At 36.1% G+C, this 16,496-nt stretch carries 15 protein-coding genes and 1 tRNA gene; 14 read left to right on the top strand and 2 right to left on the bottom strand.

The features are described from left to right. Window positions 1–88: 88 nt before the first annotated feature. From GO621_RS09955 to mtgA, 8 genes are all read left to right on the top strand, one after another. Window positions 89–961 (top strand): UbiA prenyltransferase family protein, encoded by an 873-nt coding sequence (locus GO621_RS09955; RefSeq protein WP_157566572.1) that lies wholly within the window; start codon window positions 89–91, stop codon window positions 959–961. After that, window positions 958–2,448: a hypothetical protein gene (locus tag GO621_RS09960; RefSeq protein WP_157566574.1), complete on the top strand. Its 1,491-nt coding sequence runs from the start codon at window positions 958–960 to the stop codon at window positions 2,446–2,448. The genes GO621_RS09955 and GO621_RS09960 overlap by 4 nt, the downstream gene beginning before the upstream one ends. 133 nt (window positions 2,449–2,581) lie before the next feature. Further along, on the top strand, window positions 2,582–4,042 hold the full coding sequence (locus GO621_RS09965; RefSeq protein ID WP_157566576.1) for a hypothetical protein: 1,461 nt from the start codon (window positions 2,582–2,584) through the stop codon (window positions 4,040–4,042). Further along, the gene (locus GO621_RS09970; protein WP_157566578.1) at window positions 4,029–4,634 is read left to right on the top strand and encodes an HAD-IB family hydrolase; all 606 of its coding nucleotides are present in this window, start codon (window positions 4,029–4,031) and stop codon (window positions 4,632–4,634) included. The genes GO621_RS09965 and GO621_RS09970 overlap by 14 nt, the downstream gene beginning before the upstream one ends. Before the next feature lie 65 nt (window positions 4,635–4,699). Then, window positions 4,700–5,068 carry a 30S ribosomal protein S6 gene (rpsF, locus tag GO621_RS09975; RefSeq protein ID WP_157566580.1) on the top strand — a complete coding sequence of 123 codons (369 nt, stop codon included), beginning with the start codon at window positions 4,700–4,702 and terminating at the stop codon, window positions 5,066–5,068. After that, entirely contained in the window at window positions 5,068–5,331 is a 264-nt protein-coding gene (rpsR, locus tag GO621_RS09980) for a 30S ribosomal protein S18 (protein WP_157566583.1), read from the top strand. The genes rpsF and rpsR overlap by 1 nt, the downstream gene beginning before the upstream one ends. Before the next feature lie 12 nt (window positions 5,332–5,343). Beyond that, on the top strand, window positions 5,344–5,787 hold the full coding sequence (gene rplI / locus GO621_RS09985; RefSeq protein WP_157566585.1) for a 50S ribosomal protein L9: 444 nt from the start codon (window positions 5,344–5,346) through the stop codon (window positions 5,785–5,787). Between the two features lie 238 nt (window positions 5,788–6,025). Continuing rightward, window positions 6,026–6,703 carry a monofunctional biosynthetic peptidoglycan transglycosylase gene (gene mtgA, locus GO621_RS09990; RefSeq protein WP_157566587.1) on the top strand — a complete coding sequence of 226 codons (678 nt, stop codon included), beginning with the start codon at window positions 6,026–6,028 and terminating at the stop codon, window positions 6,701–6,703. Here the strand turns inward: mtgA and GO621_RS09995 are convergent. Both GO621_RS09995 and GO621_RS10000 read right to left on the bottom strand, forming a co-directional pair. Next, entirely contained in the window at window positions 6,700–7,191 is a 492-nt protein-coding gene (locus tag GO621_RS09995) for an OsmC family protein (RefSeq protein WP_157566589.1), read from the bottom strand. The genes mtgA and GO621_RS09995 overlap by 4 nt on opposite strands. A 31-nt stretch (window positions 7,192–7,222) precedes the next feature. Then, a complete protein-coding gene (locus tag GO621_RS10000; RefSeq protein ID WP_157566591.1) occupies window positions 7,223–7,708 on the bottom strand; it encodes an ABC transporter ATPase in 486 nt (161 codons plus the stop codon). A 77-nt stretch (window positions 7,709–7,785) separates the two neighbouring features. Here GO621_RS10000 and GO621_RS10005 point away from each other — a divergent pair, with 77 nt between their 5' ends. From GO621_RS10005 to GO621_RS10030, 6 genes are all read left to right on the top strand, one after another. Beyond that, window positions 7,786–8,271, top strand: a complete 486-nt coding sequence (locus tag GO621_RS10005; RefSeq protein ID WP_157566592.1) for a hypothetical protein — start codon at window positions 7,786–7,788, stop codon at window positions 8,269–8,271. 167 nt (window positions 8,272–8,438) lie between these two features. Next, window positions 8,439–8,511, top strand: a tRNA-Phe gene (locus tag GO621_RS10010). A gap of 71 nt (window positions 8,512–8,582) precedes the next feature. Beyond that, window positions 8,583–10,361, top strand: coding sequence for a glycoside hydrolase family 9 protein (locus GO621_RS10015; protein ID WP_157566594.1), 1,779 nt, complete (start codon window positions 8,583–8,585; stop codon window positions 10,359–10,361). A 260-nt stretch (window positions 10,362–10,621) separates the two neighbouring features. Next, the gene (locus GO621_RS10020) at window positions 10,622–12,922 is read left to right on the top strand and encodes a glycoside hydrolase family 3 N-terminal domain-containing protein (RefSeq protein ID WP_157566596.1); all 2,301 of its coding nucleotides are present in this window, start codon (window positions 10,622–10,624) and stop codon (window positions 12,920–12,922) included. A gap of 227 nt (window positions 12,923–13,149) precedes the next feature. Beyond that, window positions 13,150–15,522: a TonB-dependent receptor gene (locus GO621_RS10025; protein ID WP_157566903.1), complete on the top strand. Its 2,373-nt coding sequence runs from the start codon at window positions 13,150–13,152 to the stop codon at window positions 15,520–15,522. Between the two features lie 2 nt (window positions 15,523–15,524). Beyond that, window positions 15,525–16,328: a DUF4249 domain-containing protein gene (locus tag GO621_RS10030; RefSeq protein WP_157566598.1), complete on the top strand. Its 804-nt coding sequence runs from the start codon at window positions 15,525–15,527 to the stop codon at window positions 16,326–16,328. Window positions 16,329–16,496 lie beyond the last annotated feature (168 nt).

A 16,496-nucleotide genomic window follows, 5' to 3' on the forward strand; every position in this document is an offset into this window, starting at 1 on the left:
AATATTTCTTGCAAAAAAATATCTTTTAATAACGTAAACCTAAAGAATTATATATCTTGCAGAAGATATTATTAATATACTTAAATTTATGGTAAAAAAATATTTACCCTTACTGCGTGTTTCTCATTACTTAAAAAACTTTTATATTTTTTTACCTCTTTTTTTCTCTGGAGAAATACTAATTTCAGAAAAGCTTTTTAAATCATTACCAGTATTTTTTTCTTTCTGTTTGGTTGCAAGTTCCATTTATATTTTTAACGATTTAATGGATATCGAGTTTGACTTAAAACATCCGATAAAAAAGAATAGGCCTATACCATCCGGAATGATATCCAAGTTTGAAGCTTATTTTTTAACTTTTATATTATTTTTTACTGCAGTAGCGATAGCTTATACGGTTTCTTCAAAGGTATTAATTGTTATAATAGGCTATTTTTTATTGAATATACTCTATTCAGTTAAGCTTAAAAATTTTGCTTTAATTGATGTAACCATAGTTAGTATTGGGTTTAATTTAAGGGTAATAGCAGGTGGCCTTGCTACTGGTATAATCATAAGTAAATGGCTTATGGTTATGGTTTTTTTACTGTCCATGTTCCAAGCTCTTTCTAAAAGAATGGATGATTTGTATTTAATGGCTAAAGATAGTAATAGTCAGTTAAGAAGATCTATTCATGGATATAATATTGAGTTTCTACAAATAGTTTTATCTATGCTGACAGGGGTTTTGTTAGTATGTTATATCATGTACATCATATCTCCTGAAATTATTTTTAGGCTTGGGGAATATTCTTATTTTACCACGGTGTTTGTTTTACTTGGATTGCTTCGGTATCTGCAGTTTACATTTGTAAAAAAAGCAAGTGGTTCACCGGTAAAAATATTAAGTAATGATAAATTCATACAATTGTGCATTTTGTTTTGGCTAATAACTTTTGCAACTTTAATATATTTAAAATGAACAGAACAATAATCGGAATTTTTGTAGGTACAACTGTTTTGTATGCTATTTTATCACTAATATTTGCAATAAATGGTTTCCCGTGTTTTTTTCAAGATGCCCTTTGCTTTCTGCCCACTTCTTACTTTATCAACCACCAGCACCAGTTGATAAACCCACTTTATGATGCTGGTATTGACCCTATCACCCACAAATTTCTGTTTTACCCGCCCTTGTTTCCTTATTCTGTTGCAATGATCTGTAAACTACTTCCGGATAATTATAATCAGATTCATATTGCATTAACTCTCATAGATATTTGCAGCATTATTATAATGTTAAAAAGTGCTTATATCTACATTAAAAAAAGCAATATAAATTATAATTTCTATTTGTACCTTTTTTTAATCATTTGGACAGTTGCATTATTTTCATTCCATGGAGTATTTGATGGAAGGCCGGAAATCCTTTCAGATTTTTTTATTGCTTGTTTTATACTAAATAACATATGTAAGGACAAACGTTTTTTTAATTTTATTAATGGAGCCCTGATCGGATTAAATGCAATTAATTCACCTATATCAACTTTTTACCTGGTTATAATTACTGCTGGGATTATTTTTTATAATAACAATCTTAGAGCAAAATCCATAATACAAACTGTAACGGGCTTTGTGATTATATTCGGTTGTTTTGCATTAGTTTATCCATATCATTTAATAGACCTATTTCAAGGTTTGATAAAACACTCAACCCATGTTGTGGTAAACAGGGCAGAAGCGGCAGAAGTAGCAACAGACTGGTTAAAATGGATACAAGAGGTACGAGGTATGTATTTTATAACTCCATTTCATGTTTTAGCTGGAGTTAGCTTTTTAGTTTCTATTTTTTATACACTTTTTTTGCTAATAAAGCAAAAAAAAGTTATCTCAATTTTATGCTTTATTTTACTGTTTGCATTAATAGATTATTTTGCATTTAAAAATGTGCTTATGTCTTATAACACGTATGTTTTGTCGCCTATATATATGTTTGTATTGCTGGTGCTTTTTATAGATATACTTAATAAAAAAATTCTTGTCACCGTTTCAAATACTTCTGTTTGGATTTTAGTTATACTTCTTTTTATTAATTCACTTGGCCTCTTTCGTACAGCTTTAATGTTTTTTAGTACACAGGATAAAAAAGTACCTATTAATGAGGTTGGAAAAGAAATAAATTTTTTAAGTAAAAAACTAAAAAAGGATAAAAAAATTTATATCACTTTTTCACTATGGCCACCTGCTCTCGATAAAGCAAATTCTGTAGTTTCATACACCCCAATGGATAATCCAGTAATTCAATTTATTATTTTACAACAAAGTAATTCTGGTCAAAATGTAGCCCCTCAAATAGCTGGCTTTAAATTAATTAAAAACGGATTTATTCCAGAACATCCAAAATTTGGAAAAATTCAAATTGGAAATACGTATCCTTATTATCAAACAGCTATTTATGAAAAAGAATAGCATGCTCGATAATCATCTTTGTCAAAATATTTTGTATGGACTTTAACAGGAAAAGTTAATCGAATTATAATTTTGATATTCAATAAAATTAAATTATTGTTTATAGCTTATCTTTAAACTTTCTCTATAATAAATGAAAATATCTTTAAAGCTATTTCTAACAATAATCGTTACAACATATTCGTATCTAACATTTCTATTTGCCTTTAATGGTTATCCCGGATTCATCCAGGATTCTACTTGTTTTTTACCTACGGCTTATTTCATCAACCATTATCATCAGCTAATCAATCCGTTATATGATGCAGGTATTGATCCTATTCAACATAGGTTTTTGTTTTATCCGCCTTTATTTCCCTGGGCAGTTGCCTTTATCAATAATTTGATGCCTGAGTTTTACAATAATATGCAGGTAACGTTGGCTTTTATAGATATTTTAGGAATAATTGTTCTTATAATTAGCGTTTGGGTTTATTCCAGGAAAACAAATTTGAAACAACCTTCCGGTTTGCTTCTGTTTTCAGTGATTTGGCTTTTAGCTTTGTTTTCCTTTTACGGCGTGCAAGAAGGAAGGCCGGAAGTTTTGTGTAAGTTTTTTATCGCTTGTTTTCTTTTAAACAATGTTTATCAAAGTAAACGTTTTTGCAATTTTAACAATGGTTTGCTGGTTGCATTAAATTTGATTACTTCACCGGTTTCTACTTTTTATTTAATGCTTATTACCTTTGGTTTACTTGTATATCGAAATGAGTTTAAATTAAAACCAATAGTACAAACACTAATTGGATTTGCAATTATATCAGGAATTTTTACAATTGTTTATCCATATCATCTTATCGAGTTGATAAAAGGTTTACAAAAGCATTCTCAAAATGTAATTGTTAACAGGTTCAGCACAGATTCTTTTAAAAACTTCATTACTTTCTATGTAACATATGCTTACGCACCTTTGTTAATATTTAACTTTTTAATCACCATTATTTATACAGCTTATGTTTTGATTAAAAAATATAAAATTTTGTCATTGGTTTTACTTGCGATCCTAACTTGTTTGGTTAGCTACTTTTCTTTTAAAGATATGCCCATGAATTATAACATGCTTGTACTTTCGCCTGTTTTTTTCTTTGTCATATTTGTAATGTTTAGCCATATAAATAATATCGATAAAAGAAGCATGCTATCAAAAGTATCGCCAGTAATGATCGTTGTTTTATTGTGTATTAATTCTGTAGGTTTTATACGCAAAACATTGCTTTTTTACACAACTAAAAATGAAAAGGTATCTTACCTGGATTTTAGAAAAGAATTTATAGGGGTAACTAATCACACAAATAGTCATAAAAAGGTTTGTATTACTTTTTCGTTATGGCCATATTGTTTAGATCAATATCAACATATCACCTTAAACATGACGGATACTTCTATCCAGTATTTAATGTTGCAGCAATTGTACTCTGGAGTTAGCGAACCTCAGCCACAAACAAACTTTCATTTAGTTAAAAACAATTTCATCATCAAACATCCAAAGCTTTGGAAAATACCTTTAGGCAACACTTATCCCTGGTTTCAAACAGCTACTTATGAACGAAAGTAAAAGTATTGCTTTTTTTGATTTTGACGGAACAATAACCAACAGGGATATTTTTTGGGATTATACTTTTTTCAGGTTAAAAAATGGTTTATCCTTTTTTAAATTAATTAAAAGTATTCCTGATTTTACTTTATACTTATTTAAAGTTTTAAATAACGAACAAGCCAAACAAAGAATTTTTGGTAAGTTATTTAAAGGCGAAACAATAATTTTTTTTAATCGCACAGTTAGCAGCTATTACGCATCTTATCTTTACAAAAGAATAAAAAAGGATGCCTTAGACAGAATTAACTGGCATAAAAACAGTAACCATACCGTTTGCATTGTAAGCGCAAACTTCGATTTACTGTTACAGGATTTTGCAGAAAATAATAAGTTAAAATTAATTGCTACCCGGTTACAAATCGAGAACAATATAATAACCGGAAAATTTGCAACCCGAAATTGTTACGGAATAGAGAAAGCAAACAGGATAAAAGATATTTTTCCCGACTTAAATTCCTATTCGCAAATCTACGCTTACGGTGATAGTAAAGGCGATCTGGAAATGCTTGAATTAGCTTCAGAAAAGTTTTATTGCTTCTTTAAAAAGTAATAAATTCTTCCTACATTTGCGCTCCGCTTTTTAGGCGGGTAAATCATTAAATATCAACAGCAAGAATGCAACAGTACGAAACAGTAATCGTTCTTACCCCGTTGTTATCTGTAGAAGTAGCGAAAGAGGCTATTGCCAAGTTCACTAAAGTTCTAACTGATAACGGAGCCGAAATTATCCAGGAGGATAATTGGGGTTTGAGAAAATTAGCGTACCCTGTACAAAAGAAAACTACAGGTTACTATCACCTAACTGAATACAAGGCCCCGGGTGAACTAATTAATAAACTGGAAACAGAATTCCGCCGCGATGAACGCGTGCTTCGTTTCTTAACTATTTCCCTGGATAAACATGCTATCGCTTATAACGAGAAAAAACGCAGCGGTGCTTTTAATCAGCGTAAACCTAAAGCAGAGGAGGCAGCAGCAAGATAATGGCAAACGATCAGATCAAATACGTTACCGCCCCTAAAGTAGAGGACAACCGTAAAAAATACTGCCGTTTTAAAAAGAACGGGATCAAGTATATCGATTATAAAGACGCTAACTTTTTAATGAAATTCATTAACGACCAAGGTAAATTATTACCACGCCGTTTAACCGGGACTTCTTTAAAATTTCAGCGTAAAGTGGCACAAGCTGTTAAACGCGCCCGCCACATTGGTTTATTACCTTATGTTGCTGACTCGTTAAAATAGGAGGATTACGAAATGGAAGTTATTTTAAAACAAGACATCAAGAACCTCGGCGAGAAAGATGATGTAGTAAACGTAAAACCAGGATATGGTCGTAATTACTTGATTCCGCAAGGATTTGCAAGTTTAGCAACCGAATCTGCACGCAAAGTTTTAGCAGAAAACCTGAAACAAGCTGCTTTTAAACAAGAAAAAATCCGCATGGACGCTGATGCCATTGCTGCCCGTTTAGAAGGTGTTACACTTTCTATCGGAGCAAAAGCTGGCGAAAGCGGTAAAATCTTCGGTGCCATCAATACAATTCAAATTGCTGATGCATTGAAAAAACAAGGCTTTGATGTTGATCGCCGTAAAATTACTTTTGATAGCGAACCTAAATTTGTTGGTGATTATACTGCAAATTTAAACCTGCATAAAGAAGTAAAAGTGAAAGTTCCTTTCACGGTAGTTGCTGAATAAGAAGTCGGGAAGACGGAAAGTCTGGAAAGACCGAAAGTTAAAAAAACATGGCGGCATTGTCATTTCGATCAACGGGAGAAATCTTCATCGGATTTATAAGATGATTTGATCTGAATCAAAACCCTTTTCGTATGGAATGGTAGCACCATGCTTCTTTTAACACGATAAAATTAGTATTACAAATAAAAAAGGTGCCTGGGTAATCCAGGCACCTTTCTTATTTATATTTGGCCTTACCATGCGTCTGTTTAAATATCTTCTGAAATTACTTTTGATTGGCTTTTTTGGCATCACCATTCTTTGGGTTTTGCTTTATCGCTTTGTCAATCCGCCAATTACTTTGTTAATGATTGACCGCGGTTTTGAACGTAAAGCAGCAGGGAAAGACTGGAAGATTGATAAAACCTGGGTTCCGTTTGATCAAATGTCTATCAACGTAAAAAAAGCAGCCGTGGCATCAGAAGATCAGTTGTTTTTTGAGCATCACGGTTTTGATTTTAAAGCCATAGAACGTGCAATAGATAAAAACCAGCATAGCAGTAAACTGATCGGCGGAAGTACGATCTCCCAACAAACAGCTAAAAACGTTTTCCTTTGGCCTGGCCGTTCTTACATCCGAAAAGCTTTTGAAGCTTATTTTACAATGTTGATTGAAGCGTTATGGAGCAAAGAGCGGATTATGGAAGTTTACCTGAATGTAATTGAAATGGGCGATGGCATATACGGTATCGAAGCTGCTTCAGAAACATATTTTAACCATTCTGCTGCTGATTTAACCAAACAACAAGCTGCCCTTATTGTAGGCGTTTGGCCAAATCCGCTTAAATGGTCTCCGGCAAACCCTACACGATATATCCGTCACCGAAGTTATTTGATTATGAAAAATATGCGGCGTTTAGGTCCGCTTGATTTTTAAGTGATAAAAGAAGCATCGGCAGGATTTACAACACAAATCGGTTTGTGGCGAACAGGAAAGCTTAAAGAATTGGCAATAAAACACAGTTCGTTCGCTTTTTTGTGCAGCTCGTTTGCCTTTTCAATCATCGAACTTGCTGCAACAGTTACGGTTGGGTTTAAGGTTACTTCGCTAAAATGCCCGCCACAGTTTGTTTCCGTCATTGTTCCCGTAGCTTCGTCTGTATAATTTAACACGATTATTCCTGCTTCTGCACATAAGTGCAAATACCAGAGCATGTGACAACTGGAAATAGAAGCCAAAAAAAGTTCTTCCGGGTTGTGTTTGGTTTGGTCACCTAAAAAAGCAGGATCTGATGAAGCTAAAATAGGTACTTTATTTTCAGATGTTATAGTATGGCTCCGCTCGAAAGAACGATAACTATTTGTTCCTTTTCCTTTGTTTCCTGTCCAAACAATTGTTAAACTGTAATTATGTTCTTTACTCATTTGCAAGTTAAAGCATTAAAAAGCAGAATATTTAGGCTTGCACCAAACTGCCAAAAACACGGGCATGCCAGCTATCTTTTAAAGGAACCTGCCATTTGGTTTTAAAATCATGAAGATTGGCAACAAGATTATTAAACACAATGGTTTTGTTGTTTACTTTGCCTTCTTTCAATAAATCTTCAAATTCTTGCCGGCTGGCAGAACGTATTTCGTCTGCATCGATATAAGCCGTATTAAAACGGTCAAACAGGTTCAATCCAAACTCCTGCTCTAAGCTTTTCATAAAATGAACAGATTTATCAATAGAACAGCCGCTTGCGCCTGCCTGGCTTTCATCAACGAGTAAAATAATAAAGCGGTTATATAAAATTTGAGCAGCAGCTTTTAATTGTTGGTTGTGGGCTGTCCAAATGCTGGCAAACTGATCCAGCAACTGTTGAAGCTGATCTGTTTCAGTTTCATTCAGTTTACGGTTTGATTGATAGATCCAGATTTTGGAGGCAGGTGAAAATTCCATAGCACAAAAATAATTAATTGGTATTTGGTATTTGCATTTTTATGTAAAACCTTAAATTTACTTTTAATTAAAATTTTATGGTTTCCAAAAGCGCTTTGGCAGTTGTTCTGCTAATTTGTTGTTCGTTCCAAAATAACGAACTGGAAGAACTTGTGCCAGCTTTGCAAAATACGCTTCAACATTCCCTTCAGTTTCCAGCACAAATAAATACTGCAAAAACAAAGGTGGAAGTAAACCAGGCAGGGTTTGTACGCTACACGCAAACTTTAAAAAGCGGAAAACAAAATTATGCTTCACTCAATTTATGTAAATTTTTAAAATTAGATTATTGGGGAACAACACAATCAGGAATGCTGATTTTAAGGTCAGCCAAAAACAATGTAATTATTCAAACTTTTAACGATCCTGCCGGTGATGTCGATTCGATGTCAACACATTTAGATATTCCAGTGGCGTCCATCGAACCAGATCAATTGAATACCGTTGAGCAACAATTGCAACGGATTAAGGTTTTATTGCAGAAAAAGCCCCAGTTAGCTATAAACCATTTGTCAGGGCCGTAATTTTCGAAACATCAAGCTTAAAATGTTTAAATTAAATAACCATCGGCATGCTTTTACAGGTTTCGGTTTTACACCTTTTAAAACGTCGGAAAAGGATAAATTGAAGAAATTTTAAAATAAATTTTAAAAAGCAAAAAAACGCACTACATTTGCAACCCCAAGCAGGGGGTACCATAGCTCAGTTGGTAGAGCAAAGGACTGAAAATCCTTGTGTCGCTGGTTCGATTCCAGCTGGTACCACAAAATCAAAAGCCGCTTTTTAATTTAAAAGTGGCTTTTTTTATGTTGTTTAAATTTTGTTTTTGATAATTATGAAACCTGCCAAACTGTTTCTTACGAGTGTATTTTTATCTTTTGGTGCTGTTGTTCTGGGGCAATCCTCTCAAAACATTATCAAAATAGATCAAAATGGTTATTATCCAAATGCGCCTAAAATTGCGGTTATTACCAGCGATTACAAAACGGATGAGTACGCGGGTCCTAACTTTGGTTTTTATGTTTTAAAAGCAAATGTAGGTGATACCGTATATAAAAGTAAGTTAAGTGATGTCCGTTCTTCTGCCAATTCTTCTATCAAAACCCGTATTGCAGATTTTAGCGCTTTTCATCAAAAAGGAACTTTTGTAATTTATGTACCCGGCATTGGCAGTTCTTATCCGTTTAAAGTTGATGATGATGTTCATAAAGATGCTGCTACGGCTATTTTAAAAGGTTTTTATTACATCCGTTCGGCTATGCCGCTGGAAGAAAAGTATGCAGGTAAATGGCATCGTCCGGCCGGCCATCCAGATACCCATGTGTTGGTGCACCCTTCGGCAGCGAGTGCAAAACGCCCTGCCGGTACAGTTATTTCTGCTTCCGGCGGTTGGTATGATGCCGGTGATTATAATAAATATGTGGTAAACTCCGGGATATCAACAGGAACATTATTGTCTGCTTATGAAGATTTTCCTGATTATTTCACCCAGCTCAACACTAATATTCCTGAAAGCGGTAATGGCGTTCCGGATGTTTTAGATGAAGCTTTGTACAATATCCGCTGGATGATGCAGATGCAGGACCCGAACGATGGCGGTGTTTATAACAAATGTACCAATGCCGCATTTGATCCGATGGTGCGGCCGGGCGTAACCAAACTGCCAAGATATGTAGTGCAAAAAGGTACAGCAGCTACGCTTGATTTTGCAGCAGTGGCAGCACAGGCAAGCCGTATTTTCCGAAAGTACAATAAACAATATCCGGGTTTGGCAGATAGTTTATTAAATGCAGCTACTTATGCCTGGAAGTGGGCCGAAAAGAACCCGGCTTTAGAGTACAATCAGAATTTGATCAACCAAAAGTTTGAGCCTAAAATTACAACAGGTGCTTATGGCGATAAAAGTTTTAAAGACGAGTGGTTTTGGGCAGCTACAGAACTGTTGGGCACAACCGGTAAAAAAGTTTATTATGATACGGTTGCTAAACATACCACTGATCCTGTAAGCCTGCCTTCCTGGGCCAATGTGCGTATGCTGGGCTATTATACTTTAACACGTTTAAAAAATAACCTGCCTTCTTTTGCAAGAGGTTCTGCGGATGCAATGGCCAAACAAATAGTTGCTTTTGCTGATAATTATCTTCCAAGAATACCCGAAAATGCATTCGGAACGGTTATGGGCGCATCACCAAGAGAGTTTAACTGGGGAAGCAATTCTGAAGCTGCCAACCAGGGAGTTGCTTTAATTAACGCCTATTTAATTACCAAAGATAAAAAGTACGTAGATGCTGCTTTAACCAATATGGATTATTTGTTGGGCAGAAATGCAACCGGTTATTGTTTTGTTACCGGTATCGGTTCAAGGCCAACCATGCGCCCGCATCATCGACCTTCTATTTCGGATGGGATAGAAGATCCTGTTCCTGGTTTAATGGCAGGAGGTCCGAACCCGGGCATGCAGGACCATGCTTATTACGAGCATAAAGAACCCGAAACTGCTTATTCTGATACGGATGCCGCTTATGCTTCAAACGAAATTGCCATCAACTGGAATGCGCCTGCTGTTTATTTGTTTAATGCGATAGAAGCTTTACAGAAAAAAGTTGGTTATTAAATTACCATGCTTCTTTTATCACCTAAAAATTTGCTTTAAATTTTACTTAGGTTGAGGAACAAACCAGCAAGTAACAAAAAGCAACTAAACAAAAGAGGTACAAGCTTTATTTTGAGTGAGGATTTTACAAGTTATCCTCAAAAATAAATAATTTATAAAAAGTATTAATAAAAAGGGTTGGTGTATGTTTTACACTAACCCTTTTTGTTATACATTTACAGAAAATACAACTGTTCAAACCTGTTATAGCTTAATTATTTATGAGAAAAAGTTTTCTGCTTACACTACTGGGTGTTGGCCTAAATATATTGCCAAATTTTGCACAGGTAAAAGAAGCATCACTAAATATCGGTATAGGCCCGAAGGTAAAGATGCTGTTATCAAAAATGACTTTGGAGGAAAAAGTAGGGCAGATGACCAATCTTACATTAGATGCCATTTCCAAAACTGATGCAGCAGGTAAAATTGTTGAACCTCACCAAATTGACGAAGACAAGCTCAAAGAAAAGATTTTGAAATATCACGTCGGCTCATTTCAAAATGTGGCCGGACACACTTACGACCGTAAACACTGGTTTGAAATTATTTCTGCCATGCAACGCGTAGCGCTACAAGATCGGCTTAAAATCCCTGCTTTATATGGTATTGATGCTATTCATGGTGTTACTTATACTATTGGCAGCACTTTGTTTCCTCAGGAAATTGGTATGGCCGCTACTTTTAATCCTAAACTTGTACAGCAAATCGGAGGGATTTCTGCTTATGAAACCCGCGCAAGTTATATTCCCTGGAACTTTTCGCCTGTATTGGATGTGGCTAAATTTCAAACCTGGCCAAGGATTTATGAAACTTTTGGTGAGGACCCTTTTCTGGTTAAAACAATGGGTGCTGCTTTAATCAAAGGTTATCAGGGCAATAATGTGGGCGATAAGTATCATGTTACATCTACCATGAAACACTTTTTAGGTTACGGTGCACCGCTAAGTGGTAAAGACAGAACGCCGGCATGGATACCAGACCGCTATATGCGTGAATACTTTTTGCCTCCTTTTATCGAAGCGGTAAAAGCAGGTTCGCGCACAGTAATGATCAATTCGAGCGAGATCAATGGCGTTCCGGTCCACTCCAGCAAATATCTGCTTACAGATGTATTGCGAAAAGAGTTAAAATTTGATGGCATTGTAATTTCCGACTGGATGGATGTACGCTACCTTTATACACGCCATCATGTAGCCGCAAGCGAAAAAGAGGCCGTTGGTTTAGCAGTAAATGCCGGTATTGATATGTGTATTGTTCCTTTTGATTATACTTTTTATGATTATCTGATTCAGTTGGTGCATGAAGGAAAAGTACCAATGTCGCGCATTAACGAGGCGGTTGCTCGTATTCTCCAGGTAAAGTACGAGTTAGGTTTGTTTGAACGGCCAATAGGTAGCCCGGAGGATTATACAAAATTCGGTTCTGCGGAATTTACAGCAGTAAACCACCAGGCCGCTGCCGAAGCTATTACCCTCCTGAAAAATAACAATAATATTTTACCCCTTAAAAAAAGCATGAAAGTGCTGGTAACCGGTCCTGCAGCTAACACCATGCGTTCGCTTGATGGCGGCTGGAGCTACACTTGGCAAGGCGATCAGGACGACAAATATGCAGCCGATAAAAACACCATTTTAGAAGCTATTCAGCAAAAAATAGGTAAAAACAATGTTGCTTATGAAAAGGGTGCTACCTTTGATTCCCTTCAAAATGTAAATGCAACACTGGAAGCAGCACAAAAGGCAGATGCTGTTATTCTTTGTTTGGGCGAGACCTCTTATACAGAAAACGTAGGTAATATTGATGATTTGAATTTACCGGCAGCACAAATTGAACTGGCACAACAATTAGCCAAAACAGGCAAACCAATTATTTTGGTTATGGCAGAAGGCAGGCCGCGGATCATTACTCCGGCAGAAAGTTTATCATCTGCAACTATTATGGCTTATTTTTCCGGAAACGAAGGCGGCAATGCCCTTGCTGATATTTTGTTTGGCGATGTTAATCCTTCCGGCAAACTTCCTTTTACTTATCCGCGCAATGCCAATGCGCTGGTTAACTATTATCGTAAAAACCTGGAGAATGGAAATTCTGATGATGCTCACGGTTATAATCCTTTATACGAGTTTGGTTTCGGCCTGAGCTATACACCGTTTCGCTACAGTAACTTGCGCTTAGATAAAGCTAATTTAAAAGATGATGAAAGCGTAAACATCAGCGTGGATGTAACTAATAATGGAGCACGAACAGGAAAAGAGTCTGTATTATTATTTATAAGTGATTTATATGCTTCTATCGCGCCGGATACCAAACGTTTAAGAGGTTTTGATAAAATAGAGTTAAAAGCCGGAGAAACCCGAACGGTTACTTTTAAGATCACAGCAAAAGACCTTGCTTTTATAAACGATTTAAGCAAACCGGTTACAGAACCAGGCGAGTTCAAAGTACAGATTGGAGATCAAACTAAAAACTTCAACTATCAAACAACTGCGCCTTTTAAACCTGCTATAGATGGTAAATTATAATGAAATGAAGGCAAGTTTGTTTTGTATTTAATTAGACGCTAATTTTTATCGGCTAAAAGAAGCATGTTTCTTTTAGCCGATAAATTTAAATATCTCCTGTTTTTAAATTAATCGAATTTTGTGTTCTTGCATATTAATTAACTAAATCTAAAAATATATGGATAGAAGAAAGCCTTTTCTTTTCCGGTTCAAAGCAACAAATTTAACTTTGTCCGTTAATGATGATAATGAATAAATTTTACCTGCTGTATTTAAAACGCGTTTCTTCTTTTGCCAACTACAAGTACCTGTTTGTCTGCAGTATTATTTTAGGAGGTTTCAGCAATCTTCAGGCTCAAAATAAATTTACGGTTAGCGGAACGATAAAAGATGCACAAACCGGCGAAACCTTAATCGGTGCAACCATTAAACTGCAGGAAGTTGTAATAAGCGGCGTAACCAGTAACAGTTATGGTTTTTATTCGCTTTCTGCTGGTAAAGGAAATTACCATTTGTTAATTAGTTATACCGGTTATCAAAGCGTTTCGAAAAACGTTAACTTAAACCAAAATTTAAAGCTTAACATACAATTAAGTCCAGGCACTAATTTAAACGAAGTAACCATTACCGGTCGGGCAAAAAAAGACGAAGCGTTAAGCAGTCCGCAAATGGGGTTACAGGCATTCAGCATCAAAGAAATAAAGGATGTGCCGGTTTTGTTAGGAGAACGTGACGTGCTTAAAACTATTCAGCTACTTCCCGGAATTAAATCTGCCGGCGAAGGCAACAGCGGCTTTTATGTTCGCGGCGGCGCAGCAGATCAAAACCTGATTTTGTTGGATGAAGCTACGGTTTACAATGCTTCGCATTTGTTAGGCTTTTTTTCAACCTTTAATTCTGATGCCATAAAAGATGTAAACCTGTACAAAGGCAACATGCCAGCACAATATGGCGGGAGGCTGGCATCCGTGGTAGATATTAAAATGAACGACGGCAACCAGAAAGAATATACTGCAGAAGGCGGCATCGGACTGATTGCTTCGCGCTTAAAAGTAGAAGGGCCGATTGTAAAAGACCGTGGTTCTTTTATGATTAGCGGCCGCAGGACTTATGCTGATGTTTTTCTTAAAGCATCCAGTGATACTACACTTAAACAAAGTTCCCTTTATTTTTATGATTTAAATGCAAAAGCAAATTATCGTTTGGATGATAAAAATACCGTTTATCTTTCCGCTTATCTCGGTAAAGATGCGCTTGGTTTGGGCAACACTTTTAACCTGAACTGGGGAAACCAAACCGGAACGCTTCGTTTAAACCATCTTTTTAGCAGCAGGCTTTTCTCCAACACAACACTTATTTACAGCAACTATAATTACGAAATTACCAACTCGACTAACAACCAGGATTTTAAGGTAACTTCAAAAATAAACGATTACGAGTTTAAAGAGGATTTTCAATATTTTTTAAATGATAAACACCAAATTCGTTTTGGTTTGGATGCCGTACATCATACCATTGCCCCCGGTAACATTACTTCCTCAGAAACTTCCAGCATCAATTCCAAAACCTTGGAAGAACGCTACGGCGCAGAAATTTCTGCTTATATTTCTGATGAATGGCGCGCAACAGATCGTTTAAATATAGTTTATGGTTTGCGTGTAAATGCTTTTTCGCTGCTTGGCTCAGGTACATTCAGTACTTATAATGCTGATGGAAGTATAGCAAGCAGTGCTGTTTTTAGCAGTGGAAAACTGGTGAAAACTTATATCAACCCGGAACCCCGCGCATCTGCCAGTTACCGTTTAGATTCGGTTAGTTCTGTTAAAGCAAGTTATTCGCGCAATACACAAAACCTGCATTTACTGTCTAATTCTACCTCCAGCTTGCCAACAGATTTGTGGATTATGAGCAGCAATAACATTAAGCCGGAAATTGCCGACCAAGAATCGTTAGGTTATTATCGAAATTTAAAGGATAACCGGTACGAATTTTCTACAGAGGTTTATTACAAAAGCATGCAGAACCAGATCGATTATAAAAATGCAGCAGAATTAAGGGCGAATGAAAATGTAGAATCGCAGTTACTGTTTGGGACAGGGAGGGCTTACGGGGTAGAGTTTTTCCTGAAAAAGAAAGAAGGTATTTTTACCGGCTGGCTGGGTTATACTTTATCACGGACAGAAAGAAAATTTGATGGTATTAACGATGGTAACTATTTTCCAGCAAAGCAAGACCGCACACATGATATTTCTGCTGTTGGTATTTATAAACTAAGTAAACGCTGGACGCTTTCCGGTACTTTTGTTTACAGCACCGGCAATGCCATTACTTTTCCAAGCGGTAAATACACCATTAACGGAGAAACTACTTTCTATTATTCGGAGCGGAACGGATACCGGATGCCAGCTTATCACCGTTTGGACCTGAGCGCAACACTGGAAGGAAAACCTCACCCTAAATACCACTCGAGCTGGACTTTTGGTTTATATAATGCTTATGATCATCATAATGCCTACGTGATCGAATTTAAAGATAACCCTAACGATCCAAGCCGTACGGAAGCAGAGCAAACTGCGCTTTTTGGCATCATCCCGTCTGTTACCTGGAATTTTAAGTTTTAATTATGAAAAGTAAAATTTACCATCAGCAAATATTTTGCACCCTGCTGGTTTTTGCTATGCTTCTTTTATCGTGCAAAAAAGTAATTAATATTGATTTTAAAGATGCAGGTTCTTTACTGGTGATAGAAGGTAGTGTAACCAACCAGGGGAATACCCAAACGGTTAAACTTTCAAAATCTGTTGCCGTTACAGATCCTAATAATTTTCCGGCAGTATCAGGCGCCACTGTTACCATTGCCAGCAGTGATGGTAAAACTTACAAATTACTGGAACAAACTGCCGGTACTTATATTACCAATACTTTAAAAGGGCAGCCCACAAAAACTTACCAGCTAACTGTGGTTACCGGTAATAAAACTTATACAGCAATTTCTACCATGCCTAACCCTGTTAAATTAGACTCGATCGGTTTGAATTTGGTTAGCGTTTTAAACAAAGATTATATTTACCCGGAAGTTTATTATCAGGACCCTGCCGGTATAGCTAATTATTATCATTTTACTTTAGCCGTAAATAATGTAAAATCAAACAATATTTTTGTTTATAATGATGACTTGACGGATGGCCGAAAAGTATCTCATCAATTGCGCGACAATGATCTGGAACTGGTTTCGGGCAAGCTGATTTCGATTGAAATGCAATGTATAGATAAAAATATTTACAACTACTGGAACGGATTAGACCAAAACCAAAACCGCGGAGGTGCTTCTACAACGCCAGCAAACCCACCGTCTAACATTAGCAATGGCGCATTGGGTAATTTTAGCGCATATACTGTGCAGCAAAGTTTTTTTGTAGTTCCGTAAAAAGCTGCTTAACTTCTTATTTAAATACTTCTTTTATCTCCTAAAAATCTCTACTGTTGTTCTATTTGTAACCAGAAAGCCAACACCCGCTTCTTTAAAATCAAACCTTTACAAAACGAAAGGGTTGCTTAACTAATAAGCACATCAATCAAAACAGCATTAACTTAA

This window comes from Mucilaginibacter arboris, from assembly GCF_009754915.1.
Taxonomy (GTDB): domain Bacteria; phylum Bacteroidota; class Bacteroidia; order Sphingobacteriales; family Sphingobacteriaceae; genus Mucilaginibacter_A; species Mucilaginibacter_A arboris.